At 70.3% G+C, this 16,760-nt stretch carries 12 protein-coding genes; 9 read left to right on the top strand and 3 right to left on the bottom strand.

The annotated features are described in order from the left end of the window. Positions 1 to 79: 79 nt before the first annotated feature. Positions 80 to 4,030, bottom strand: a complete 3,951-nt coding sequence (gene eccCa / locus ACFXKG_RS27175) for a type VII secretion protein EccCa (RefSeq protein WP_384844313.1) — start codon at positions 4,028 to 4,030, stop codon at positions 80 to 82. A 163-nt stretch (positions 4,031 to 4,193) separates the two neighbouring features. Here eccCa and eccD point away from each other — a divergent pair, with 163 nt between their 5' ends. The 6 genes from eccD (at position 4,194) to ACFXKG_RS27145 (ending at position 11,451) form a co-directional block, all read left to right on the top strand. Next, complete coding sequence (gene eccD / locus ACFXKG_RS27170) at positions 4,194 to 5,690, top strand: type VII secretion integral membrane protein EccD (protein WP_384844310.1); 1,497 nt, start codon at positions 4,194 to 4,196, stop codon at positions 5,688 to 5,690. Between the two features lie 183 nt (positions 5,691 to 5,873). After that, positions 5,874 to 6,164: a 30S ribosomal protein S15 gene (gene rpsO, locus ACFXKG_RS27165; protein ID WP_319685150.1), complete on the top strand. Its 291-nt coding sequence runs from the start codon at positions 5,874 to 5,876 to the stop codon at positions 6,162 to 6,164. 428 nt (positions 6,165 to 6,592) lie between these two features. Further along, positions 6,593 to 8,818, top strand: a complete 2,226-nt coding sequence (locus tag ACFXKG_RS27160; RefSeq protein ID WP_382892659.1) for a polyribonucleotide nucleotidyltransferase — start codon at positions 6,593 to 6,595, stop codon at positions 8,816 to 8,818. Next, the gene (locus tag ACFXKG_RS27155) at positions 8,815 to 10,191 is read left to right on the top strand and encodes a M16 family metallopeptidase (protein ID WP_384844306.1); all 1,377 of its coding nucleotides are present in this window, start codon (positions 8,815 to 8,817) and stop codon (positions 10,189 to 10,191) included. Before ACFXKG_RS27160 ends, ACFXKG_RS27155 begins: the two co-directional genes overlap by 4 nt. A gap of 49 nt (positions 10,192 to 10,240) precedes the next feature. Beyond that, complete coding sequence (gene dapB, locus ACFXKG_RS27150; RefSeq protein ID WP_384844303.1) at positions 10,241 to 10,993, top strand: 4-hydroxy-tetrahydrodipicolinate reductase; 753 nt, start codon at positions 10,241 to 10,243, stop codon at positions 10,991 to 10,993. A gap of 5 nt (positions 10,994 to 10,998) precedes the next feature. Beyond that, on the top strand, positions 10,999 to 11,451 hold the full coding sequence (locus tag ACFXKG_RS27145) for a hypothetical protein (RefSeq protein WP_384844300.1): 453 nt from the start codon (positions 10,999 to 11,001) through the stop codon (positions 11,449 to 11,451). A 144-nt stretch (positions 11,452 to 11,595) separates the two neighbouring features. Here ACFXKG_RS27145 and ACFXKG_RS27140 read toward each other — a convergent pair whose 3' ends face one another. Beyond that, positions 11,596 to 12,144 carry a hypothetical protein gene (locus tag ACFXKG_RS27140; protein WP_384844297.1) on the bottom strand — a complete coding sequence of 183 codons (549 nt, stop codon included), beginning with the start codon at positions 12,142 to 12,144 and terminating at the stop codon, positions 11,596 to 11,598. Positions 12,145 to 12,238: 94 nt separating this feature from the next. Beyond that, the gene (locus tag ACFXKG_RS27135; RefSeq protein WP_384844295.1) at positions 12,239 to 12,478 is read right to left on the bottom strand and encodes a hypothetical protein; all 240 of its coding nucleotides are present in this window, start codon (positions 12,476 to 12,478) and stop codon (positions 12,239 to 12,241) included. Between the two features lie 252 nt (positions 12,479 to 12,730). On the opposite strand from ACFXKG_RS27135, the gene thyX reads away from it, so the two are divergent. The 3 genes from thyX (at position 12,731) to ACFXKG_RS27120 (ending at position 16,508) form a co-directional block, all read left to right on the top strand. After that, positions 12,731 to 13,468: an FAD-dependent thymidylate synthase gene (gene thyX, locus ACFXKG_RS27130; RefSeq protein ID WP_384844292.1), complete on the top strand. Its 738-nt coding sequence runs from the start codon at positions 12,731 to 12,733 to the stop codon at positions 13,466 to 13,468. A gap of 276 nt (positions 13,469 to 13,744) precedes the next feature. Then, positions 13,745 to 14,644: a 4-hydroxy-tetrahydrodipicolinate synthase gene (gene dapA / locus ACFXKG_RS27125; protein ID WP_365819778.1), complete on the top strand. Its 900-nt coding sequence runs from the start codon at positions 13,745 to 13,747 to the stop codon at positions 14,642 to 14,644. Positions 14,645 to 14,822: 178 nt separating this feature from the next. Next, positions 14,823 to 16,508, top strand: coding sequence for a ribonuclease J (locus tag ACFXKG_RS27120; protein WP_384844289.1), 1,686 nt, complete (start codon positions 14,823 to 14,825; stop codon positions 16,506 to 16,508). Positions 16,509 to 16,760 lie beyond the last annotated feature (252 nt).

The following is a 16,760-nucleotide window of genomic DNA, read 5'->3' as shown; positions in this document are numbered from 1 at the left end:
TTCGGTTCAGGCGCGCGCCCGGCGCGCGCCCAGCTCATGCGCCTCACACACACTCATGCGTCTCACACGCCCGTGCGTCTCACACGCCCGGCAGCCGGCCCGTCTGTACCAGCGGATTGCCGCGCCGCCGCGACGCGAAGTAGCCGCGGCCCGGCGGCATCGGGGTCGCCCGTACGCGGCCGATCAGGTCGCCCTCCGACGGGTCGCCCGACAGGACCACGCCCTGGGCGCCCAGTTCCAGCACGCGCTGCATGAACGGCTCGTACAGGGCGCGGGAGGCGCCTGCGGCGTTCCGCGCGATGATGAAGCGGACCCCGGTGTCCCGGGCGAAGGGCAGGTATTCGGCCAGTGGGGCCAGCGGGTTCCCCGAGTTGGTCGCCACCAGGTCGTAGTCGTCGATGATGATGAAGATCTGCGGCCCGGTCCACCAGCTCCTGTCCCTGAGCTGCTGCGGCGTGACGTCCGTCGGGGGCTGGCGGCGTGAGAAGACGCCGCTCAACGCCTCCATGTGCATCTGCAGGGACGAGGCCATCGGCGCGTACTCCAGCAGATGCTGCTCCGACAGCGCACCCAGCAGCGTCCGCCGGTAGTCGCCGACCACGAACTTCGCCTGGTCGGGTGTGTACCGCTCGGCGAGCTGCTTCGCGATCAGCCGCAGCAGGTTGGTCTTGCCCGACTCGCTCTCGCCGAAGACCAGGAAGAACGGGTCGGTCTCGAAGTCGACGAACACCGGCTCCAGATTGGTCTCGTCGATCGCGACCGCGATGCCGGACTGCGGGAACTCGAACCCCTTCGGCAACTGGTCGGCGGGGAGCTTGCGCGGCAGCAGCCGCACCGTCGGGGCCGACGGGCCCGCCCAGTGCGTCCGCGCCGCCCGTACGAACGACGCCGTCCCCTCCGAGAGGTCCGCCGCGTCGCTCACCCCGTCGACCCGCGGCAGCCCGCTCATGAAGTGCAGCTTCTGCGGCACCTGCCCGCGGCCCGGCACCCCCTGCGGGACGTTCGCCGCGACCTTGCGGTCGAACTCGGAGTCCATGACATCGCCGAGCCGCAGCTCCAGCCGGCCGAGCATCTGGTCCTTGAGCGCCGCCCGCACCTCCATGTAGCGCGCGGCGGTGACCACGACGTGGACGCCGTAGCCGAGACCGCGCGCGGCGATGTCGGAGATGATCGGCTCCAGCATGTCGTAGTCGTTCCTGAAGCCGCCCCAGCCGTCGATGACCAGGAAGACATCGCCCCACGCCTCGCCGGGCAGCTCTCCAGCCGCCCGCTTGCGCCGGAAGGTGGCGATCGAGTCGATGCCGTTCGCGCGGAAGAACTCCTCCCGCCGGTTGAGCACGCCCAGCACCTCCGCGACGGTGCGCCGCACCCGCTCCGGATCCAGCCGCGAGGCGACCCCGCCCACATGCGGCAGCTCCGCCAGCGAGGAGAGCCCGCCACCGCCGAAGTCCAGCGCGTAGAACTGCACCTCCCGCGGCGTATGGGTGAGCGCGAACGACGAGATCAGCGTGCGCATCAGCGTCGACTTGCCGGACTGCGGACCGCCCACCACCAGCATGTGACCGGCCGCCCCGGAGAAGTCCCGGTAGAGCACCTCACGGCGCTGCTCGAAAGGCTTGTCGATCAGACCGAGCGGCACGGTCAGCCCGCCGGGACGCGAGTACTCCGTCGCGTTCAGCCCGCGCGCCTCCGTCACCGCGATCCCCGGCAGCAACTGGTCCAGCGTCGGCGCCTCGTCCAGCGGCGGCAGCCACACCTGGTGCGCCGGCACCCCCTGCCCGTCCAGCCGGCGCACGATGACGTCGAGCACCGTGTCCGCCAGCGCGTCGTCCTCCGACGCCGGTACGAACACCGCCGCCGGGTCCGGCGCCGCGTACACCACCGGCACCGGCGCCGCCGTGAACAGCACCGGCCGCCGCTCGACGGGAAGCTGCCCCACCGACAGGTCCGGCCCGCCCGCGCGGTACGTACCCGAGACGTACGCCGCCTTGAACCGCGTCATCTCGTCCGTACCGAACTTCAGATACCCCGAGCCCGGCACCGACGGCAGGTGGTACGCGTCCGGCACCCCCAGTGCCGTACGGGACTCCGCCGCCGAGAAGGTGCGCAGACCGATGCGGTACGAGAGGTACGTGTCGAGACCGCGCAGCTTGCCCTCCTCCAGCCGCTGCGAGGCCAGCAGCAGATGCACGCCCAGCGAACGGCCGATCCGGCCGATCTGGATGAACATGTCGATGAAGTCGGGCTTCGCCGTCAGCAGCTCGGAGAACTCGTCGATGACCAGGACCAGCGAGGCCAGCGGCTCCAGCGCGGCGCCCGCCGCCCGCGCCTTCTCGTAGTCATGGATGTTGGCGTAGTTGCCGGCCGAACGCAGCAGCTCCTGACGGCGCTGCAGCTCACCGCGGATCGCGTCCCCCATGCGGTCCACCAGCGTCAAGTCGTCCGCCAGGTTGGTGATGACCGCCGCCACGTGCGGCATCTGCGACATCCCCGCGAACGTGGCACCTCCTTTGAAGTCGGCGAGAACGAAGTTCAGCGTCTCCGAGGAGTGCGTGACCGCCAGCCCCAGCACCAGCGTGCGCAGCAGCTCCGACTTCCCCGACCCCGTCGCGCCGACACACAGCCCGTGCGGCCCCATGCCCTCCTGCGCGGCCTCCTTCAGGTCCAGCATCACCGGACCGCCGTCCTCACCGACCCCGATCGGCACCCGCAGCCGCTCCGCCGTCGAACGGGGCCGCCAGGTACGGGCCACGTCCACGGCGCCCGCGTCGCCCAGACCGAGCAGATCCGTGAAGTCCAGGTTGGCCAGCAGCGGTTCGTCGTCGTCGCCCCCGCCCGTACGCAACGGCGCGAGCTGGCGGGCCAGCGCCTCCGCCGCGGGCAGCGAGATCCCGTCGGGCATCCCCTCGTACGCCACGCCCCCGCCGGACTCCAGCCGCAGCCGCCCGGGCCGTACGACCACCGAGAGGCCGCCCCGCGGCTCGTCCAGCTCCCCCGGCACCACCTCGACGATCGTCACGCCCTGGACGCCCTCGGCCGCCGCGAAGAGCGAGTCCGGCGGCACCATCCCGCCATCGAGCACGACGACCACATGCGGCTGGTCGAGCACCGGCGACGCGTCCCTGCCGAACCGCCCCCGCCCCTCCAGACGGCTCCGCAGCAGCTCTTCGAGCTCCCCGAGGTCGTCGCCGAACAGCCGCTTCGTACCGGCCCCGTCGATCTGCCCCGGCGCCTGCGTGTGGGGCAGCCACTTCGTCCACTCCCAGCGCCCCGCCGCGCCCGGCGACACCACCACCGCGACCATCAGGTCCTCGCAGGAGTGCAGCGTCACCAACTGGGCGACCAGCGCCCGCGCCGCGGCCTGCGCCGACTCCTGCTCACCGGAGACCGTCACGTGGTAGAAGGCGCGCATCGACACCGCCATGGGCAGCCCGTCCAACGAGCCGTGCACCGCGAGGAACCGCTGCATCGCCCCCGCGCACAGCGGCTCCAGCTCGTCCACCGGCGCCGTGTCCGGCGCCACCAGCGGCGTCGCGAGCTGCTGCGCCCCCAGCCCGATCCGTGCCTGGCCGAAGTCCTTGTCGCCGACGCGGCGTTCCCACACCCGCGACCCCTCGGCAACCACCGACCACAGCTGCTCGGGGGAGGGGTGCAGATAGAGCTGCGCGTCGCGCTGCGCCCGCGCCGTCCTGCGCACCGTACGCCGCGTCTGCGCCAGATACTTGAGATAGTCGCGCCGTACGTCGGCAATTTGCCCCTGCGTACCCCGGCGGTATCTGACGATCTGCGCGCCGATCATCGCGACCGTCGAGAACAGCATCAGAACGCCCATGATCCGCATGAACGGCGGCGCTTGGGGCGAGAAGAAGAAGACCACCGACGAGCCCATGCCGAGCACCGGCAGGATCTGCATCAGCATGCCCTCCTGCTGACCACGCGGCAGTTCGGGCGGCGCTTCCAAGGTCAGCGCATCCGAGGGCACTTCCGGCGGAAGGGAACGTGGCGGGCGTTTGACAATGATCTGGCTCACCGGCGTATCAATCCCTCAAGACGGACGGGCGATTCCGTACCGGCGCCCCCGTGGCGACGGCGTCGCTCCGCGCGACCGTGATCCTACGTGCAGCCGCACCGCACCCCTCCCGGTAGGGTGACGCGCGCACCGTGCGCAACCGCGAATCAGGGGGAACAGACACGTGAGTACGACCGCAGCGACCGGCTTCTGCCGCGTCACTGTCGTGGCGCCGGACAGCAGGATTGATGTCGCGCTCCCGGAGGACATCGCCGTCGCCGACGTCCATCCGGAGATCCTGCGGCTCACCGGCCAGACCCAGACGGCGGGCACGCCCACCGGCTACCACCTCGTGCGGCGCGACGGCACCGTCCTCGACGGCGCCCGCACCCTCGCCGCGCAGCAGGTGCTCGACGGCGAGATCCTCAGCCTGCGCCCCTTCGCCGAGTCCCTGCCGCCCGCCGTCTTCGACGACGTCTCGGACGCCGTCGCCTCCGCCGTACGCCGCGACCGCCACCTCTGGAGCGACGACCTGCTGCGCGGCGCCGGCCTCGTCGGCGGGGTCCTGCTCCTCGTGCTCATGGGCTTCGTCCTGTGGTTCGCCGACCCCGTACGCCACGACATGCACGGCCTGCCCGGCATCATCGCGGGCGTCGCCGGCGTCCTGCTGACCGCCTTCGCGGGCGTACGGGGCCGGGTGTACGCGGACCGCGCCTCCGCCGTCGCGCTCGGCCTCGGCGCGCTGCCCCTGCTGCTCATCGCGGGCTCCGGCATCCTCGCCCCCGACCCGGGGCAGGGGCCCGGCCGGCTCCAGTTCCTGCTCGGGTGCGTCACCGTCCTCGTCGCGTCCGTCATCCTCGTCGCGCTCACCCCGAGCGGCGACGCGCCCTTCGTCGCCGCCACGTTCCTGGCGACCGTCGGCACCCTCGCCACGTTCGTCATGATCCTCACCGAGGCGTCGGCCACCGACACCGCGGCCGTGTGCGTCCCCGTCGCCGTCGGCCTCGTCGCCTTCCTGCCCGGCCTCTCCGCGCGCTTCGCCCGCCTCCCCATCGGCTACGCCTCGCCGCGCGCCGCCGGGGACGGCGCCTCCGACGGCATGTCCGACGCGTACGACCCGGCCGGCGACCCGGACACCGCCCCCGACGCCGAGCCCGTCGACGCCGCGCGTATCGCCGCACAGGCCCGCCGCGGCCACGAGATGCTCCTCGGCCTGGTCGGCGGCTGCGCGGCGGTCGTCGTAGGCTCCGCCGCGGTCCTCGGCTTCTCGGACAGCGTCTGGGCCCAGCTCCTCGCCCTCACGGCGGGCCTGGCGACCCTGCTGCGCGCCCGCCTGTTCCGCTACACCTCCCAGGTCGTCTGCGCGCTCACCGCGGGCATCGCCGCGATCGCCCTGCTGGTCCTGGGGCTCTCACTGAACCCGCCCGCCGACCACGTCAGGGAACTGCTGATGTACGGGGACCGCGGCGCCCTCGACATCCGTACGATCTGGCTCACCGCGAGCGTCGCCGCCGGCGCCGCCCTGATCACCGCGATCGGCCTGATCATCCCGCGCAAGGGGCTCTCCCCGTTCTGGGGACGCCTCCTCGACCTCGCCGAGGGCGCGGTGCTGCTCTCGCTGGTCCCGCTCTGCCTCGCCGTGCTCGACGTCTTCAGCGCGGCCCGCGCGCTCACCGGCTGACCGCCGCGAGCATCCCACCCCGGGGCTGATACCCTGGGCAACGGCCGTTTGTGTATGTGACCGCTGAAGCCCCTGGCCCGGCGGTCGGCGCGCAACGGATCTCCCGCCTCCCGAGTAACGGAAGCTCCCCAGAGTATTCGACCTGGGGCACTCGGTGGCCAAGAAGACTCACGAGGAGTACGCGTGTCGCTCGACGCCGCTACGAAGAAGCAGATCATGACCGAGTTCGGCACCAAGGAAGGTGACACCGGCTCCCCCGAGGTCCAGGTCGCCATGCTGTCGCGCCGGATCTCGGACCTGACCGAGCACCTCAAGCTCCACAAGCACGACCACCACTCGCGCCGTGGCCTGCTCATCCTGGTCGGGCAGCGCCGCCGCCTGCTCCAGTACCTGGCCAAGAAGGACATCCAGCGCTTCCGTGCGCTGGTCGACCGCCTGGGCATCCGCCGCGGTGCGGCCGGCGGCGCCAAGTAGCACGCCGTGAGAGGGAGCGGTTCCCCCGTCCAGGGAACCGCTCCCTTCGCCGTATGTACGGGGTTGTACGTACCGGCCATCACGCCGTACGTACGAGTCCTCACGGGGACGCTGCCTTCCGCGGCCACCGTGGACCCCGTACCGGAGGCGGAGCGGACGCCTCGCCGGGGACGGCCGGAATGCCATCCCGCGGCCGGGCTCAGTAACCTGGACGCACGAGCACAACCGAAGAGCACGAGCGCATGAGCGCAAACTGAAGAGGGGGAGCGATCTCCACCGCCGCCGGTCCTCGGTAGTGGCGCCCGGAAAGGCGCGGCCCATGCCACCGCCCCGGGAGCTTCGATCGAAGACCGGCCCGCACCAAGGAGCGCTCCTCCGCCACGTCCCCTGCCACACGGGCACCGGACGAAGACGAGGAGAAATCACTAGTGGAGAACGAGACCCACTACGCCGAGGCCGTCATCGACAACGGAACCTTCGGCACCCGCACCATCCGCTTCGAGACGGGCCGCCTGGCCAAGCAGGCCGCCGGTTCCGCCGTCGCGTACCTGGACGACGACACCATGGTGCTGTCGGCCACCACCGCCTCCAAGAAGCCCAAGGACCAGCTCGACTTCTTCCCCCTCACGGTGGACGTCGAGGAGCGGCAGTACGCGGCCGGCAAGATCCCCGGCTCCTTCTTCCGCCGTGAGGGCCGGCCCTCCGAGGACGCGATCCTCACCTGCCGCCTCATCGACCGCCCGCTGCGCCCCTCCTTCAAGAAGGGCCTGCGCAACGAGATCCAGATCGTCGAGACGATCATGGCGCTCAACCCCGACCACCTGTACGACGTGGTCGCGATCAACGCCGCCTCCTGCTCCACGCAGCTCGCGGGCCTGCCCTTCTCCGGCCCGATCGGCGGCACCCGTGTCGCGCTGATCAAGGGCCAGTGGGTCGCCTTCCCGACCCACACCGAGCTGGAGGACGCCGTCTTCGACATGGTCGTCGCCGGCCGGGTCCTGGAGGACGGCGACGTCGCGATCATGATGGTCGAGGCCGAGGCCACCACGAAGACCATCCAGCTCGTCAAGGACGGCGCCGACGCGCCCACCGAAGAGGTCGTCGCCGCCGGTCTGGAAGCCGCGAAGCCCTTCATCAAGGCGCTCTGCAAGGCCCAGGCCGACCTCGCCGCCAAGGCCGCCAAGCCCACCGGCGAGTTCCCGGTCTTCCTCGACTACCAGGACGACGTCCTGGAGGCCCTCACCGCGGCCGTCCGGTCCGAGCTGGCCCAGGCGCTCACCATCGCGGGCAAGCAGGACCGCGAGGCCGAGCTGGACCGCGTCAAGGAGCTCGCCGCCGAGAAGCTGCTCCCGCAGTTCGAGGGGCGCGAGAAGGAGATCTCCGGCGCCTACCGCGCGCTGACGAAGTCCCTGGTCCGCGAGCGCGTCATCAAGGACAAGGTCCGCATCGACGGCCGCGGCGTCACGGACATCCGTACGCTCGCCGCCGAGGTCGAGGCCATCCCGCGGGTGCACGGCTCCGCGCTGTTCGAGCGTGGCGAGACGCAGATCCTGGGCGTCACCACCCTCAACATGCTCCGCATGGAGCAGCAGCTCGACACCCTCTCCCCGGTGACGCGCAAGCGCTACATGCACAACTACAACTTCCCGCCGTACTCCGTCGGTGAGACCGGCCGCGTCGGCTCCCCGAAGCGCCGCGAGATCGGCCACGGCGCGCTCGCCGAGCGCGCCATCGTGCCGGTGCTCCCGACGCGCGAGGAGTTCCCGTACGCGATCCGCCAGGTCTCCGAGGCGCTGGGCTCCAACGGCTCGACGTCGATGGGCTCGGTCTGCGCCTCCACCATGTCGCTGCTGAACGCCGGTGTGCCGCTCAAGGCCCCCGTCGCCGGTATCGCCATGGGCCTGATCTCCCAGGAGATCGACGGCAAGACCCACTACGTCGCCCTCACCGACATCCTCGGTGCGGAGGACGCCTACGGCGACATGGACTTCAAGGTCGCCGGTACGAAGACGTTCGTCACCGCGCTCCAGCTCGACACCAAGCTCGACGGCATCCCCGCCTCGGTCCTGGCCGCCGCGCTGAAGCAGGCCCGCGACGCCCGCCTCCACATCCTCGACGTGATGAACGAGGCCATCGACGTCCCGGACGAGATGTCCCCGAACGCCCCGCGGATCATCACCGTCAAGATCCCCGTGGACAAGATCGGCGAGGTCATCGGCCCCAAGGGCAAGATGATCAACCAGATCCAGGAGGACACCGGCGCCGACATCACGATCGAGGACGACGGCACGATCTACATCGGTGCCGCCGACGGACCGGCCGCCGAGGCCGCCCGCGCCACGATCAACGGCATCGCCAACCCGACCATGCCGGAGGTCGGCGAGCGCTACCTGGGCACGGTCGTCAAGACGACCACCTTCGGCGCGTTCGTGTCGCTGCTCCCGGGCAAGGACGGACTGCTGCACATCTCGCAGATCCGCAAGCTCGCGGGCGGCAAGCGCGTCGAGAACGTCGAGGACGTCCTCGGGGTGGGCCAGAAGGTCCAGGTCGAGATCGCCGAGATCGACCAGCGCGGCAAGCTCTCCCTCATCCCCGTGATCGAGGGCGAGGAGTCCACCGAGTCCGAGGACGCGAAGGACGACGCTTCCCAGTGACATCCAGCTCCAGGACGACGGCCCGCACCTCCTCCGAGGCGCGGGCCGTCGCCCGTACCCAAACCCTGCTCAAGGGCGAGAACGGGATCGGTACGGTCCGCCGTACGACCCTCCCCGGCGGCCTGCGCGTGGTCACCGAAACCCTGCCGTCGGTGCGCTCCGCGACCTTCGGCATCTGGGTACAGGTCGGCTCCCGCGACGAGACCCCCGCCCTCAACGGCGCCACGCACTATCTGGAGCACCTGCTCTTCAAAGGCACGGAGCGGCGCAGTGCCCTCGACATCTCCTCCGCGATCGACGCGGTCGGCGGTGAGATGAACGCGTTCACCGCCAAGGAGTACACCTGCTACTACGCGCGGGTACTCGACACCGACCTGCCCCTCGCCATCGACGTCGTCTGCGACATGCTCACCGGCTCGCTCATCGAGGCGGCGGACGTCGACGCCGAGCGCGGTGTCATCCTCGAAGAGATCGCGATGACCGAGGACGACCCGGGCGACTGCGTGCACGACCTGTTCGCGCAGACCATGTTCGGCGACACCCCCCTCGGGCGCCCCGTCCTCGGCACCGTGGACACCGTCAACGCCCTGGACCGCGACCGGATCACCCGCTTCTACCGGAAGCACTACGACCCGACACGCCTCGTCGTCGCCGCGGCGGGCAACGTCGACCACGCCACGGTGGTGCGCCAGGTCCGCAAGGCGTTCGACCGGGCCGGCGCGCTCTCCCGTACGGACGCCGTCCCCGTCGCGCCGCGCGACGGCAGCCGCGCCGTACGGGCCGCGGGCCGGGTCGAGGTGCTGAACCGCAGGACGGAGCAGGCCCATGTCGTCCTCGGCATGCCGGGCCTCTCCCGTACCGACGAGCGCCGCTGGGCCCTCGGCGTACTGAACACAGCGCTCGGCGGTGGCATGAGTTCGCGCCTCTTCCAGGAGGTACGGGAGAAGCGCGGGCTCGCGTACAGCGTCTACTCGTACACCTCGGGCTTCGCCGACTGCGGCCTCTTCGGGGTCTACGCGGGCTGCCGCCCGAGCCAGGTCCACGACGTCCTGAAGATCTGCCGCGACGAGCTGGACCGTGTCGCGGCGGACGGCCTCGCCGACGAGGAGATCGGGCGCGCCGTCGGCCAGCTCTCCGGCGCCACCGTCCTCGGCCTGGAGGACACCGGCGCGCTGATGAACCGCATCGGCAAGAGCGAGCTTTGCTGGGGCGCCCAGATGTCCGTCGACGAGATGCTGACCCGGATAGCGGCGGTCACCCCCGACGAGATACGCGCGGTCGCCCGCGATGTACTGGGACAGCGTCCCTCGCTGTCCGTCATCGGACCGCTGAAGGACAAGCAGGCCGCCCGCCTTGACGAAGCGGTCTCCTGACCGGGCCGCCCGGCCGGGCCGTACCCCCGAAGGTGAAGGAAACAGAGCAATGAGCAAGCTGCGCGTGGCCGTTCTGGGCGCGAAGGGCCGTATCGGTGCCGAGGCCGTACGGGCCGTCGAAGCCGCCGAGGACCTCGAACTGGTCGCGGCCCTCGGCCGGGGCGACCGGCTGGAGGGCCTGGTGGAGGCCGGCGCCGAGGTCGTGGTGGAGCTGACCACCCCGGCCTCGGTGATGGGCAACCTCGACTTCTGCGTACGCCACGGCATCCACGCGGTCGTCGGTACCACGGGCTGGACCGACGAACGGCTCGCGCAGCTGCACACCTCGCTCGACGCCTCCCCGCGGACGGGGGTGCTGATCGCGGCGAACTTCTCCATCGGCGCGGTCCTCACCATGAAGTTCTCCGAGACGGCCGCCCGTTACTTCGAGTCCGTCGAGGTCATCGAGCTGCACCACCCGAACAAGGCAGACGCGCCCTCCGGGACCGCCACCCGCACCGCGCAGCTCATCGCCGCCGCCCGCGCCGAGGCGGGCAGCGCCCCGCAGCCCGACGCGACGGTCACCGCGCTGGACGGGGCGCGCGGCGCCGACGTCGACGGCGTACCGGTGCACTCCGTACGGCTGCGCGGCCTCCTCGCGCACCAGGAGACCATCCTGGGCGGTGAGGGCGAGACCCTCACCATCCGCCACGACTCGCTGCACCACAGCAGCTTCATGCCGGGCATCCTGCTCGGCGTACGGCGCGTGGGGAGCACCCCGGGGCTCACCGTCGGGCTCGAACACTTCCTCGACCTGGGCTGACCGTCATGCGCGCGAAGATCACCTACTGTGTCACGGCCGCCGTTCTGGTCGTCTATTTCGTCCTGGTCGGCAGCCGCGGCGTGCTGCTGATCGAGCACGGCACGGTGCTCACCGTCACCTTCGGTGTCGCGGTGCTGATCCTGCCCGTCATCGGCGTCTGGTTCCTCTGGATGAACACCCGGTTCGTCCACCGCGCGAACCGGCTCGCGGCGAAGCTGGAGGCCGAGGGCGGGCTGCCCGTCGACGAGCTGGTCCGTACGGTGGGCGGGCGCATCGACCGGGACTCGGCGGACGCCGTCTTCGCGGCGCGCCGCGCCGAGACGGAGGACGCGCCGGACGACTGGCGCTGCTGGTTCCGGCTGGCGGTCGCCTACCACGACGCCCGGGACACCCCGCGCGCCCGCAAGGCGATGCAGCGGGCCATCGCGCTCCACGACGGCCGGCCCGTCCAGGCCTGACCGCCCGCGCCCCGTACGGCGCGGCTGACCTGCGCGTACGGCGCCGCCGGTACCCCGTACGCCGCGTACGCGACGGAGCGGGGCCCGGCCACAGTGGCCGGGCCCCGCTCCGTCGCTCCGTCATGCGCGGGGCGTCGTTTCCGCTCAGGCTCCGCGGTACTCGTGGCCCCACGCCTCGACCGTGTCGGCCGCCCGGTCGAACGCCTCCGTACGGGACAGGAAGTCGGCGTTGTGGTCGGTGAGCAGCGGCAGGGGTTCACCCTGACGGCGTACGACGACCAGCGCCTGTCCCTGGACGGTGCGGGGCAGCCCGAGCCAGCGCACCGGCTGCTGGACCGTCCGTACGGCGGTGGCGTGGTTCCACGGCAGGGTCGTCGTACGGAGCAGGGCCACGCGCCGTACGCCGTGGCGGCTCACCCACGCGCCGACGCGCAGCAGCCGCAGTGCGACGGCGATGCCGACGGCGGCGAGTCCCAGGCAGAACGCGGCGCCCGACATCTCGCCCGCGAAGGCGGTGACCATCGCCGCGAGCAGAACGAACGAGGCCAGCAGCAGAAGCAGCGCGGACGCCGCCACCCGCCACGGGCCCGGGCGGTACGGACGCCGCCAATGATCATGATCGTCGAAGGGCAGTGCGACATCGTCGGTGGTCGCGTCAAACGCCCGGTCGGCCGTCAGGAAGGGCAGGGGCACGACTGATCCTCACTCACAAGCACGCTCGATTGCTGTGCCCGGTGAGGTTATCGATCAGGCCCCTGCCCGGACCACCCCAGGGGGGCCGGATGTGTCAGCGGCCCTGTGAGGCTTCCGACTGCTGGGAATGGCCGGACGACTGGGCCGTGTCCAGCGACGGCATCCCGAGGAGCAGCGCACCGGCGAAGCCGGCCGCGACCGTGAGCCCGATCAGCGTACGGCCGACGAGCTGCGAGGTGCTGGCGCGTTCTCTGGGCGGGGGAGTGACATTACTGCGGAAGCGGTCGGCCTCGGCGACGAATGTGAACGGGACGGCCTCTCGCCGGCGGAACATGGAGGGACTCCTCCTTGTGGTCTGGTGCGGTCGTGATGCGTAACGCCGCTGGTGTGTCGATTGCTACTTCTTCTGACGAACAACAGCGCCAATCGGTGCCCGAATTCCCCGGATTGGCCGAGGAGCACCGCCCGTGGCCGACGCCGCGTGCGGCTGGCGGACCGCCGCGCGCGGCGGTCGGCGCCGCCCGGTGTCGGTGCCGCGCCGTAGAGTGGGCGCCGCCCGAGCGACGCGACTGGAAGGACCCCGCCGGTGAGCGACACCCCCACCGAGACCAAACCGAGCTTCCGCAGCGATGTCACCGTGGAGCTCGTGAAGCACGCCGCGGGCGACTCCGACGTGCTGTGGGCCGCGCGCGTCTCCACCGCGGGCGAGCACTCCCTCGAGGAGCTGACGAAGGATCCCGAGCGCTCGAAGGGCCTGATCAATTTCCTGATGCGGGACCGCCACGGCAGCCCGTTCGAGCACAACTCGATGACCTTCTTCATCAGCGCCCCGATCTTCGTCTTCCGCGAGTTCATGCGCCATCGCGTCGGCTGGTCGTACAACGAGGAGTCCGGCCGTTACCGGGAGCTGCAGCCGGTCTTCTACGTCCCGGGGGAGGACCGCAAGCTCGTCCAGCAGGGCCGCCCCGGAAAGTACGAGTTCGTGGCCGGGAGCGAGGCCCAGCAGGCCCTTACGGAGCGCACGCTGGAGAACGCGTACGTCCAGGCGTACGAGGCGTACCAGGAAATGCTGGCCGCGGGAGTGGCCCGCGAGGTGGCCCGCGCGGCGCTGCCCGTCGGCCTCTTCTCCTCGATGTACGCGACGTGCAACGCACGCTCGCTGATGCACTTCCTCGGCCTGCGCACCCAGCACGAACAGGCGAAGGTTCCCTCCTTCCCGCAGCGGGAGATCGAGATGGTCGGGGAGCGGATGGAGGAGCACTGGGCGAAGCTCATGCCGCTCACCCACGCGGCTTTCAACATGAACGGCCGTGTCGCGCCGTAGGGGAGCCGCACCGGAGCCACTCCCCTTGGGAGGACCGGGATCCAGCGGGTTTCCCCGGTCGCCGGATATCCGTCCGGGGTGCGTACGCGAGCCGCCCGGGGCACAGATGTACGGTCGGTCGGGTGAAGTGTCCGGATTGCGGCGTTTCGAGAAGTTCATCTAGGCTGATCAAACGGACCCGGCACTGCCTGAACCCCCGAGCAGGCAGTGCCGGGCTCCTCTTGTCCCGTCCCCCAAGGGGACACGGCGAGCTGAGCAGCGAGTAGCGTGTTACCCATGGCTCCGATCTCCACTCCGCAGACCCCCTTCGGGCGGGTCCTCACCGCCATGGTCACGCCCTTCACGGCTGACGGCGCACTCGACCTCGACGGTGCGCAGCGGCTCGCCGTCCATCTGGTGGACGCAGGCAACGACGGCCTGATCCTGAACGGCACCACCGGTGAGTCGCCGACCACCAGTGATGCGGAGAAAGACCAGCTCGTACGGGCCGTGCTGGAGGCCGTAGGAGACCGGGCCCACATCGTCGCCGGCGTCGGCACCAACGACACCCGGCACAGCCTGGAGCTGGCCCGCGCGGCGGAACGCGCCGGAGCGCACGGCCTCCTCGCCGTGACCCCGTACTACAACAAGCCGCCGCAGGAAGGACTCCTGCGGCACTTCACGGCCATCGCCGACGCCACCGGCCTGCCGGTCATGCTCTACGACATCCCAGGCCGCAGCGGTGTCCCCATCGACACCGAGACCATCGTCCGGCTCGCGCAGCACCCGCGGATCGTCGCCAACAAGGACGCCAAGGGCGACCTCGGCCGCGCCAGCTGGGCCATCGCGCAGTCCGGCCTCGCCTGGTACTCCGGCGACGACATGCTCAACCTCCCGCTGCTCTCCGTCGGCGCGGTCGGTTTCGTCTCCGTGGTCGGCCACGTGGTCACCCCGGAGCTGCGCGCCCTGCTCGACGCCCACCTCACCGGTGACGTCCAGAAGGCCACGGAGATCCACCAGAAGCTGCTCCCGGTGTTCACCGGCATGTTCCGCACACAGGGCGTGATCACCACCAAGGCCGCCCTCACCCTGCAGAAGCTGCCGGCCGGCCCGCTGCGTCTCCCGCTCGTCGAGCTGTCGGCCCATGAAACGGCTCAGCTCAAGATCGATCTTGCCGCGGGCGGGGTACAGCTCTGATCACAGACTTCACAACTGAATACATGAACACAGCAGATCAAGATCAAAGGCCACGACCGGTAACCGCGGGTCGTGGTCAACACAGGTACATCGGTACACACCGACAACTGCAAGTGCACGAATGTCACGCGCGCCACGTGCCTCAGCGGTACGTGGCGTGTGTGGTGAGGAGAGTCTTTTGAGTCATCCGCATCCTGAACTCGGCGCCCCGCCGAAGCTGCCCAAGAACGGCCTGCGCGTCACGCCGCTCGGCGGTCTGGGCGAAATCGGCCGCAACATGACGGTCTTCGAGTACAACGGCCGTCTACTCATCGTCGACTGCGGCGTCCTCTTCCCGGAGGAGGAGCAGCCGGGCATCGACCTGATCCTGCCGGACTTCAGCACCATCAGGGACCGTCTCGACGACATCGATGGGGTCGTGCTCACGCACGGCCACGAGGACCACATCGGCGGCGTCCCCTACCTGCTCCGGCTGAAGCCCGACATCCCGCTGATCGGCTCCAAGCTGACCCTCGCGCTGATCGAGGCGAAGCTCCAGGAACACCGCATCCGCCCGTACACCCTTGAGGTCACCGAGGGTCACCGCGAGCGCGTCGGGCCGTTCGACTGCGAGTTCGTCGCGGTCAACCACTCCATTCCGGACGCCCTGGCGGTCGCGATCCGCACGCCCGCCGGCATGGTCGTCCACACGGGCGACTTCAAGATGGACCAGCTCCCGCTGGACCGCAGGCTGACCGACCTGCCCACCTTCGCCAAGCTCGGCGAGGAGGGCATCGATCTGCTGCTCTCGGACTCCACCAACGCAGAGGTGCCGGGCTTCGTCCCGCCGGAGCGGGACATCTCCAACGTCCTGCGCCAGGTCTTCGGCAGCGCGCAGAAGCGGATCATCGTGGCGAGCTTCGCCAGCCACGTCCACCGCATCCAGCAGATCCTCGATGCCGCGCACGAGTACGGGCGGAGGGTCGCCTTCGTCGGCCGTTCGATGGTCCGCAACATGGGCATCGCCCGTGACCTGGGCTACTTGAGGGTCCCGCCGGGCCTGGTCGTCGACGTCAAGACGCTCGACGACCTCCCGGACCACGAAGTGGTCCTCGTCTGTACGGGTTCGCAGGGCGAGCCGATGGCCGCGCTCTCCCGGATGGCCAACCGCGACCACCAGATCCGGATCGTCCAGGGCGACACGGTGATCCTCGCGTCGTCACTGATTCCGGGCAACGAGAACGCGGTCTACCGCGTGATCAACGGCCTGACCCGATGGGGTGCGAACGTCATCCACAAGGGCAACGCCAAGGTCCATGTCTCCGGCCATGCCTCGGCCGGCGAACTGCTGTACTTCTACAACATCTGCAAGCCGAAGAACCTGATGCCGGTCCACGGCGAATGGCGCCATCTACGGGCCAACGCCGAACTGGGCGCGCTGACGGGGGTTCCCAAGGACCACATCGTCATCGCGGAGGACGGCGTCGTCGTCGACCTGGTCGACGGCAAGGCCAGGATCGTGGGCAAGGTCCAGGCCGGTTACGTCTACGTCGACGGGCTCTCGGTCGGCGACGTGACGGAGACATCCCTCAAGGACCGCCGCATCCTCGGCGACGAGGGCATCATCTCGGTCTTCGTGGTGGTCGACTCCACCACCGGCAAGGTCGTCGGCGGTCCGCACTTCCACGCCCGCGGCTCCGGCATCGAGGACTCCGCGTTCTCGGCCGTGCTGCCCAAGGTGGAGGAGGTCATCGCCCGGTCGGCCTCGGACGGCGTGGCGGAGCCGCACCAGATCCAGCAGCTCGTCCGCCGCACGGTCGGCAAGTGGGTCTCCGACACCTACCGCCGGCGCCCGATGATCCTCCCCGTGGTGGTCGAGGTCTGACGGTTCGACGCGGTACCCGGAGCGGGGGGCCTCGATTTGCTTCGAGGCCCCCCGCTCCAGTACGTTTACGGCTCCACCTGAACGGGAAGCCCGGGTTATCCATGTGCCTGGAGCTTGCGCCGGGGGGTGGGAATCCGACTGGAAGAACTTCTGATAAAGTCGGAATCGCCGGAAAGGGAAACGCGAAAGCGAAGAACTGGAAAGCGAACCCCGCTCCGACGGGGAATCGGACACGAAAGAGTCTGATAGAGT

It is taken from the genome of Streptomyces sp. NPDC059255, assembly GCF_042752355.1.
Taxonomy (GTDB): Bacteria; Actinomycetota; Actinomycetes; order Streptomycetales; family Streptomycetaceae; genus Streptomyces.
This window is presented reverse-complemented; position numbering and strand designations above follow the sequence as displayed.

What these genes read in the sequence shown, in the direction of transcription:
- dapA (WP_365819778.1), top strand. Translation starts at nt 13,745, where the DNA reads ATGGCTCCGATCTCCACTCCGCAGACCCCCTTCGGGCGGGTCCTCACC.
- dapB (WP_384844303.1), top strand. Translation starts at nt 10,241, where the DNA reads ATGAGCAAGCTGCGCGTGGCCGTTCTGGGCGCGAAGGGCCGTATCGGT.
- ACFXKG_RS27145 (WP_384844300.1), top strand. Translation starts at nt 10,999, where the DNA reads ATGCGCGCGAAGATCACCTACTGTGTCACGGCCGCCGTTCTGGTCGTC.
- ACFXKG_RS27135 (WP_384844295.1), bottom strand. Translation starts at nt 12,478, where the DNA reads ATGTTCCGCCGGCGAGAGGCCGTCCCGTTCACATTCGTCGCCGAGGCC.